General features: G+C 65.8%; 8 protein-coding genes. 4 read left to right on the top strand and 4 right to left on the bottom strand.

Annotated elements, in window-relative coordinates:
* Nucleotides 1–657 (bottom strand): hypothetical protein (locus tag J7346_RS04150; protein WP_209118016.1); only part of this gene is annotated, 657 nt, incomplete at its 3' end.
* Between the two features lie 1012 nt (nucleotides 658–1669).
* Between J7346_RS04150 and J7346_RS04145 the strand changes: the two genes are divergently transcribed.
* The gene (locus tag J7346_RS04145) at nucleotides 1670–2098 is read left to right on the top strand and encodes a hypothetical protein (protein ID WP_209118014.1); all 429 of its coding nucleotides are present in this window, start codon (nucleotides 1670–1672) and stop codon (nucleotides 2096–2098) included.
* Nucleotides 2099–2278: 180 nt separating this feature from the next.
* Here the strand turns inward: J7346_RS04145 and J7346_RS04140 are convergent, their stop codons facing one another.
* A complete protein-coding gene (locus J7346_RS04140; protein WP_209118012.1) occupies nucleotides 2279–2836 on the bottom strand; it encodes a hypothetical protein in 558 nt (185 codons plus the stop codon).
* A gap of 243 nt (nucleotides 2837–3079) precedes the next feature.
* On the opposite strand from J7346_RS04140, the gene phaP reads away from it, so the two are divergent.
* The 3 genes from phaP (at nucleotide 3080) to clpA (ending at nucleotide 6400) form a co-directional block, all read left to right on the top strand.
* Complete coding sequence (gene phaP / locus J7346_RS04135; protein WP_209118010.1) at nucleotides 3080–3550, top strand: TIGR01841 family phasin; 471 nt, start codon at nucleotides 3080–3082, stop codon at nucleotides 3548–3550.
* 189 nt (nucleotides 3551–3739) lie between these two features.
* Entirely contained in the window at nucleotides 3740–4069 is a 330-nt protein-coding gene (clpS, locus tag J7346_RS04130; protein ID WP_209118008.1) for an ATP-dependent Clp protease adapter ClpS, read from the top strand.
* A 15-nt stretch (nucleotides 4070–4084) separates the two neighbouring features.
* The gene (gene clpA / locus J7346_RS04125; protein ID WP_209118006.1) at nucleotides 4085–6400 is read left to right on the top strand and encodes an ATP-dependent Clp protease ATP-binding subunit ClpA; all 2316 of its coding nucleotides are present in this window, start codon (nucleotides 4085–4087) and stop codon (nucleotides 6398–6400) included.
* Nucleotides 6401–6468: 68 nt separating this feature from the next.
* Here clpA and J7346_RS04120 read toward each other — a convergent pair whose 3' ends face one another.
* A complete protein-coding gene (locus J7346_RS04120; protein WP_209118004.1) occupies nucleotides 6469–6789 on the bottom strand; it encodes a CsbD family protein in 321 nt (106 codons plus the stop codon).
* A gap of 105 nt (nucleotides 6790–6894) precedes the next feature.
* Nucleotides 6895–7662, bottom strand: a complete 768-nt coding sequence (locus tag J7346_RS04115) for a pseudouridine synthase (protein ID WP_209118003.1) — start codon at nucleotides 7660–7662, stop codon at nucleotides 6895–6897.
* Nucleotides 7663–7694 lie beyond the last annotated feature (32 nt).

Below are 7694 nucleotides of genomic sequence, written 5' to 3'. Positions count from 1 at the left end.
ACCCCCGACCCCTCCCCCATCGAGGGGGAGGGGAGTTGGGGTTTGATCGGGCGAGGCCTCCGCCTGCAGCTGGTCGAGCTGGCGCAGCTTGGCTTCCAGGGCGGCGAGGTCGGCCTCGATGGCGGTGGCGACGGGATCGGGGGCGGGCTTCGGTGGACGGGGTTCGGCTGGCCGGGCCGCGGGCCGGCGGGCGAGCTCGAGCAGGCGCACATGCAGGCGCATCCATCGGCCGGCCTCGGTCGCGTGGCCCCTGAGGATCGCGCGGTTGAGGCGGATCAGGGCGTGGGCGGCCATGTCGGCGGGATCGGGCAGGCCGGCCTGTCGCTCTTCCTCCAGATCGACGGGGTCGGGTTCGGTCTGGTCCTGTCGTCGCCAGCCTTCGGCGGCGGCGCGGTTGCGCAGGGTGGACAGGCGCATGCCGTAGCGGTCGCAGACGACCGGGGCGGACTCGCCCGCCAGATAGTCGGCCCGGGCCCGGGCCCAGGTGTCGTCCGAGACGCGATGATAGCCCGAGCGGGCGCGGGGCTCGCGCTCGGTGAAGATGCCGGCGCATTCGTCGTCGATGGCCGCCCGGTCGGGGTCATAGTCGAGATCGTGTCCCGGCCAGTCGCGGGGCCAGTAGCCCTGATCGGTGTGGTTGGGGTCGTGGTGGTCCATGGCGTCCTCCCTGTCTTCAACCGGCCAGAGTGCGGGGGCGGTGAGGTAGGGCGGGGAAGTCGCTTCGGGATGCGGCCGGGGCGTTGAAAGGGCTGGTGTTTAGTGCGTGAGACGTGCGGTCCGGGTGGCCTGGGGTAGCGCTTCCTTGTCCCTTGCAAAAGCCGGGCGATCATACCGGATCAGGGCCAAGCCTCCAGCACACGCGTGTTCCGTGTATGACATGGGCAACTGAGAGATTTGCGAGGCACGCACAAATGTCGAGGTCCAGAGTACTCAGGCTGGGATGTTCGGACCACGAGTACCCCGCCTGGCGCCGATGGATGAGGAACGTTGCGGCGGTGCGGGCGCGGTACCACGGGAAGACAGGCCTGGACCCGTTGGCAGTCAGCGAAGCCTCGGCGGTCGGCCTGTTGCTGTCTGCGGCCGGCGCCAGTGGTCTTCTGGGACTTTTGGAGTATCCGACAGACAAACGAGCCGCGAACGAACGCGGCTGGTGCTACGGACGATGCGATCTCTGGGTGACCGCGCTACGTCATGCCGACCATGAGGGTTGGGCCTTCGAGGTCAAACACCAGAAGCTCACATCGAAGTCTACGGCGGAGATGCTAACCCGCCCCTACCGGGCGGCCTGGCATGACGCCGGCGCGCTACTTCCATCCGAGGGATCGAAACGGATAGCGTGCGTCGTTTATTCGACGAAGAGCGACCTCGACCCCGGGTGCGTGGCCATGCGCACACTGGATCGGCTGGCGGCCCAATCGCATGTTGCCTGGCGACTGAGCGGCGAGAATCTTCCTCCAGCTTTCATTCTGTTCCGGCTTCGAAAGAGGGGGGCAGTCAAGCGAGCCCCCTGTTGAGCCCCGGACGCTTCTCGGCGGCTCTGGAAGGACCCTCTGGCAAGAAGCGCCGCCTCGCGGCTGCCCGTCGTTCCCGGTTGGAGGCGCGCGCGACGCAGTCGGTCGTGGATCGCGTAGTGGGACCCCCCGAGCTGTCGCGCGCTGGACTTGGCCTCATGGCCGGCGAGCAGGAGGCGCAGGCCTCGCGTTCCTTCTCGCTCAGGGCGTTGATCGGTTCATCCGCCTTCATGGAGCGAGCGACCGTGCGCATTGATGCGGATCCCGAGATGATCATGCCCAGAATCGGGCGGCAGGTGGCGGCGCGGCAGTCGCCGTCGGGCTGGGGAGTCTATGCGAGATCCACGTCGCTTGAGAGTTATGAGCAGTTTCACTGGTCCGATTGGCGGCGAGTGCGTCTGAGCGCAGACGGCAAGCGGCGGCTTTCGCAACTCCTGCTCGACCCCTGCCTGTGGCTGGCCCCACGCTTTCTGGAAAACGAGGTTGCCCTGCGAAACGGGGGTCGCGTAGCGCAATACGACGCGCCGTCCACCCTCTATGATGTCACGCGCGGCGACCAGAGGTGGGGCGGGGTCCACAAGTCATAGACCGTGGGGCCCAAGGGCCGGGTGAGAGCCCTGCTCCTGAAAGAGGCGTTCGGCTTGCCCGAATGGTTCAATGACGACATTGGACCGCAGGGTTGGGACGACTGGTCCGACTGATCCCCGGTCAGGGCCGGGGATCACTGCGTCCGGTCTGCTTGAGGGGCTGGCCCTTTTCGGGATCGCCTAATGACAGCAGGTGTTGGATTGCCAGCGGATCGTGCCGCCGGTGTCCCGCAGAACAAGGTTTCCATCGTTCTGAAGGGTCAGGGTCGCGCCCGGGTAGCTCGCCGTATTCGAGGCCCACACCGGATCAAACTCGACATCATAAAGGACTGCATTTCCGTCGCCCTGGACGCGGAAGTAGAGCTGGCGACCGCTCGGGGTGTTTGTGGCCCAGAGGGGGGTGGAGCCGAAATACAGGACCAGATTTCCGTCCTGCTGAAGTTCCAGCCGGAAGCGCCCGTCCTGTGAAACCATCTTCTGGGATGTGACCAGGCTCTGGTCGTTGGACATGGTCCAGGCGACCGACGAAAGGGTGGTGCCGTACGCCTCGCGGATGTCGCGGTTGTTCGCGTCGTCCAGATCGTAGCCCGTCGTCACGCCGCCTGTGGACGTGGCCGTGGCAACGGCGATCAGTCGTCCGTTGGCGTCATAGGTGTAGGTCTGGGTGACCTGGGCTACAGCCGGAGCGGCAAACGTCACTGTCGCGGCGATGATGGCCAGAGATACGGTCTTCAGCATTTATCCCCCCCACAGTTGAAACCGACGTTCGCTTGAAACGCGAACGGGAGTCAAGAGAGCTCTGTCTGACGAGGGGTGGATGCGAACCCATGGCCCGAAGGTCCAGCGAAATTGTGCGTTGCACAAAATTCACTTGAACTCTCTTCGCACTTGCACCATATGGGTCATCAACGCCCCGGAGTGTAATGGGGTGGATCATCAGAGCGGCGCGTGATGCCGCCACCCGAACCAGGAGAGTGACTCATGGCCGATACTGCCGAGACCACCAAGAAGACCGTCGAAAACGCCACTGCCAAGGCCCAGGCCCAGGCTGAGAAGATCCAGGCCGCCGGCGCGCAAGCCGTCCGCGAAGGCATGGACAAGTCGCTGGCCTCGATGAGCGAGCTGAGCGCCCACGCCAAGAAGAACCTCGACGCCGTGGTCGAGTCGGCCGCCGCTGCCCAGAAGGGCACCGAGGCCCTGACCAAGCAGGCCGCCGCCTATTCGCGCAAGTCGTGGGAAGACGGCATGGCCGCCGCCCAGTCGCTGGCCCAGGCCCGTTCGGTCCAGGAAATGATCGAGCTGCAAACCAGCTTCACCAAGTCGGCCATCGAGCTGTACGTGGCCGAAATGAACAAGGCCGCTGAAGTGATGACCGCCTCGGTCAAGGACAGCTTCAAGCCGATCAACGAGCGCGTCACCGCCTCGGTCGAGAAGTTCCAGGCCGCTCGCTAACCCAGAGCTTCCTGACGAAACAGGAACGGGCCCCGGTGGAAACGCCGGGGCCTGTTGTTGTTTTGGGGCCTGTTTTCGTTTGCGCCGGAGCGAGGACCGTCAGCTTTCACAAGGAGGTGTGACTGGACGCCGCTTCAATTCGGGACATGATGACCTACATGATCAGTTCTTCCCCGAACCGGACTTCGAATGCCCAAATCCCGGCCTGATGAAACTGGTGGACTGCCCGGATCCGCCGTCGTTACCGAGACCCGCCCGCAGCTGAAGAAGCCTTCGCTGTACCGGGTGCTGATCCTCAACGACGACTACACGCCGATGGAATTCGTCGTCTATGTGCTGGAGCGGTTCTTCGGAAAAAGCCGCGAGGACGCGACTCGCATCATGCTGCTGGTGCACCAGACCGGCATGGGGGTGTGTGGCGTCTATACCTATGAGGTGGCCGAAACCAAGGTCGCCCAGGTCGTGGAGACCGCCCGCAGGCACCAGCACCCCCTGCAATGTACGATGGAAAAGGACTGAGAGGAGCCTTCGCCCATGCCTTCATTTTCCCGTCCTCTCGAAGAGACGCTGCACCGCGCGGTGGCCTATGCCAATGAGCGCCGTCACGAGTATGCGACCCTCGAGCACCTGCTGCTGGCGCTGATCGACGACCCGGACGCCTCGGTCGTGATGAGCGCGTGCAACGTCGATCTGGCGGCGCTCAAGGTGGCGCTGACGCTTTATGTCGACAACGATCTGGCGGCCCTGACCACGCCCGACGGCGATGACGCCAAGCCGACCGCCGGCTTCCAGCGCGTGATCCAGCGCGCGGTCATCCATGTGCAGTCCTCGGGCCGCGAGGAGGTGTCCGGCGCCAATGTGCTGGTCGCCATCTTCAGCGAGCGCGAGAGCCACGCGGCCTACTTCCTGCAGGAGCAGGACATGACCCGCTATGATGCGGTCAACTACATCGCGCATGGCATCGCCAAGCGGCCCGGCGCTTCCGAGACGCGGCCGGCCAAGGCCACCTCTCCGGAAGAGGCCGAGGATGCGGCGGCGGCCAAGTCGGGCAATGAGGCGCTGGAAGCCTATTGCGTGGACCTCAACGAGAAGTCCCGCCAGGGCAAGGTCGATCCGCTGATCGGCCGCCAGAGCGAGGTCGAGCGCTCGATCCAGATCCTGTGCCGCCGGACCAAGAACAACCCGCTGCTGGTGGGTGATCCGGGCGTCGGCAAGACCGCCATCGCCGAGGGCCTGGCCCGCAAGATCGTGAACGGCGAGGTGCCGGATGTGCTGGCCGACGCCACCATCTTCTCGCTGGACATGGGCTCGCTGCTGGCGGGGACGCGCTATCGCGGGGACTTCGAGGAGCGGTTGAAGCAGGTCGTCAAGGAACTCGAGACCCACGACAACGCCATCCTGTTCATCGACGAGATCCACACGGTGATCGGGGCGGGGGCGACCTCGGGCGGCGCCATGGATGCCTCGAACCTGCTGAAGCCGGCGCTGGCGTCGGGCACGCTGCGCTGCATGGGCTCGACCACCTACAAGGAGTACCGCCAGCATTTCGAGAAGGACCGGGCCCTGGCGCGGCGCTTCCAGAAGATCGATGTGCACGAGCCGACGGTCGAGGACACGGTCAAGATCCTGCGCGGGCTGAAGTCGTACTACGAGACGCACCACAAGGTGCGCTACACCGATGCGGCCATCCGCACGGCGGTCGAGCTGTCGTCGCGCTACATGTCGGACCGGAAACTGCCCGACAAGGCGATCGATGTGATCGACGAGGCCGGGGCCAGCCAGATGCTGCTGCCGGAATCGCGCCGGAAGAAGACCATCGGCCAGAAGGAGGTCGAGGCCGTCATTGCCCGGATGGCGCGCATTCCGCCGAAGTCGGTCTCCAAGTCCGACACCGAGAGCCTGAAGGAACTGAAGGGCGATCTGGAGCGGGTGGTCTATGGCCAGGAACAGGCCATCGAGCAGGTGTCGTCGGCAATGAAGTTGGCGCGGGCCGGGCTGCGCGAGGCGAACAAGCCGATCGGCAGCTTCCTGTTCAGCGGTCCGACGGGCGTCGGCAAGACCGAGGTGGCCAAGCAATTGGCCGCGACGCTCGGCATCGAGATGCTGCGCTTTGACATGTCGGAATATATGGAGCGCCACACCGTCAGCCGTCTGATCGGGGCGCCCCCCGGCTATGTCGGACATGACCAGGGCGGGCTGCTGAGCGATGCCGTCGACCAGAACCCGCACGCCGTGGTGCTGCTGGACGAGATCGAGAAGGCCCACCCCGACGTCTACAACATCCTGCTGCAGGTCATGGACAATGGCATGCTGACCGATGCGCTGGGCAAGAAGGTCGACTTCCGCAATGTGGTGCTGATCATGACCACCAATGCCGGGGCGGCCGACAATGCCCGGGCGGCGATCGGCTTTGGCCGGGGCAAGGTCGAGGGCGAGGACGAAAAGGCCATCCAGCGCCTGTTCACGCCCGAGTTCCGCAACCGGCTGGATGCGATCATCACCTTCAAGGCGCTGGACGCAGACACCATCCGTCAGGTGGTGACCAAGTTCATCCTGCAGCTGGAAGCCCAGCTGGGTGATCGCAACATCACCCTGGAGCTGACGGACGAGGCGACTGACTGGCTGGCCAAGAACGGCTTTGACGAGCTGTACGGCGCCCGCCCGCTGGGCCGGGTGATCCAGGAGCACATCAAGAAGCCGCTGGCCGAGGACATCCTGTTCGGTCGCCTGACCAAGGGCGGTCACGTCAAGGTGGCGCTCAAGGACGGCAAGATCGTCTTCGACATCTCGGGCACCGAGACGGCCGCGAAACAGGCCGCCAAGGCGGACGAGGATGCCAACGCCGACTGAAGGCGAAATCGCTCAAAAAGAGGGCCCGGAGAGCGATCTCCGGGCCCTTCGTCTGTCAGGGGAGGCGTTTAGCGGCGACGGCCGAGCGCACCCAGCAGGACGGCCAGACCAGCGATGATGCCGGTCGTCAGGAGCGGCTTGCGACGGGCGAAGTTGAGCCCCTTGCGCGCCTTGTCCTGATAGTCGGCGGGGGCGCGCTCAACGAGACCATCGAGGCCGTCGATGACACGGCCATAGGCGTCGCGGGCCTTGCCCTTGTATTCGGTCAGATGCCCCTCGACCTGCTGGCGGCGATTGCCGGTCAGGCGGCCGAGAGCGGCGCGGGCCTTGCCGACGGTCTTGTCGCGGTTGCCTTCGATACGGGGGTCGATAACAGTCTGGTCGGTCATGCAGAGTCTCCTGCTGCGTCTGAAGGGAAGGTCCTCATGAAGCGCATGCGGGAGAGCGCGGTTCCGCCGGTGCCCTGCGACACGGCCGCACGTGGAGAATGCCGGCTAGCGGCCCGCGCCGCTGATCAGGGCGGTGCGTTCGGCGGGGGTCAGGTGACGCCATCGGCCCTCGGGCAGGCCGTCGAGGCTGAGAGGACCGATGTGGGTCCGCCACAGGTCCATGACGCGCAGGTCCAGCATTTCACACATCCGGCGGATCTGGCGGTTTCGGCCCTCGCGCAGGACGAAGCGCAGGCACAGCGGTCCCAGCTGTTCGACCTCGGCGCGCTTGAGGGCGCGGCCGTCCAGCGACAGACCGAAGCGCAGGCGGGCGATCTTGGAGTCGGTGAGCGTGCCGCGCACCCAGACCTGATAGGTTTTGGGCAGGTCGGCGTCGGGGCCGATGACGGCCTTGGCCACCACGCCGTCGGTCGACAGGATCAGCAGCCCGCGTGAGTCCTCGTCGAGGCGGCCGACCGGCGGCAGGCTGTCGCGCGAGGAGGGCAGGGGGCCGTCACCCAGCTGGGCTGCAGCCGTCAGCAGGCGGGCGGCCGGAATCTTGCCGGGCTCGGGCTGGCCCGAGACATAGCCCATGGGCTTGTTCAGCAGGACCGTCATGGCCGAGTCGAGGCGGCGGGTGGCGGCGTCGGACAGGACCAGGGTCTGGCCGGGCAGGATCTTGCGGCCGGCGTCGGTGACGACCTCGCCGTCGATCTGCACCAGACCGCCCTCGATCAGCCCCTCGGCCTCGCGCCGCGAGCAGACACCGGACTGGGCCAGCCATTTGTTCACGCGGACCGGCTCGTCGCCGGAATATTGCCCTGTCCAGGCCATGAGCATCCCTCTTGAAGCGCCTGCCTTAGAGC

Source organism: Brevundimonas sp. A19_0, assembly GCF_017744255.1.
In the GTDB taxonomy this organism is placed as follows: Bacteria; Pseudomonadota; Alphaproteobacteria; order Caulobacterales; family Caulobacteraceae; genus Brevundimonas.
The sequence above is the reverse complement of the archived record's forward strand: the minus strand, read 5'-3'. Positions and strand labels throughout refer to the sequence as shown.

Coding starts and splice junctions, on each gene's coding strand:
- clpA (WP_209118006.1), top strand. CDS start 4,085: ATGCCTTCATTTTCCCGTCCTCTCGAAGAGACGCTGCACCGCGCGGTG.
- J7346_RS04120 (WP_209118004.1), bottom strand. CDS start 6,789: ATGACCGACCAGACTGTTATCGACCCCCGTATCGAAGGCAACCGCGAC.
- J7346_RS04140 (WP_209118012.1), bottom strand. CDS start 2,836: ATGCTGAAGACCGTATCTCTGGCCATCATCGCCGCGACAGTGACGTTT.
- phaP (WP_209118010.1), top strand. CDS start 3,080: ATGGCCGATACTGCCGAGACCACCAAGAAGACCGTCGAAAACGCCACT.
- J7346_RS04145 (WP_209118014.1), top strand. CDS start 1,670: ATGGCCGGCGAGCAGGAGGCGCAGGCCTCGCGTTCCTTCTCGCTCAGG.
- J7346_RS04115 (WP_209118003.1), bottom strand. CDS start 7,662: ATGGCCTGGACAGGGCAATATTCCGGCGACGAGCCGGTCCGCGTGAAC.
- clpS (WP_209118008.1), top strand. CDS start 3,740: ATGCCCAAATCCCGGCCTGATGAAACTGGTGGACTGCCCGGATCCGCC.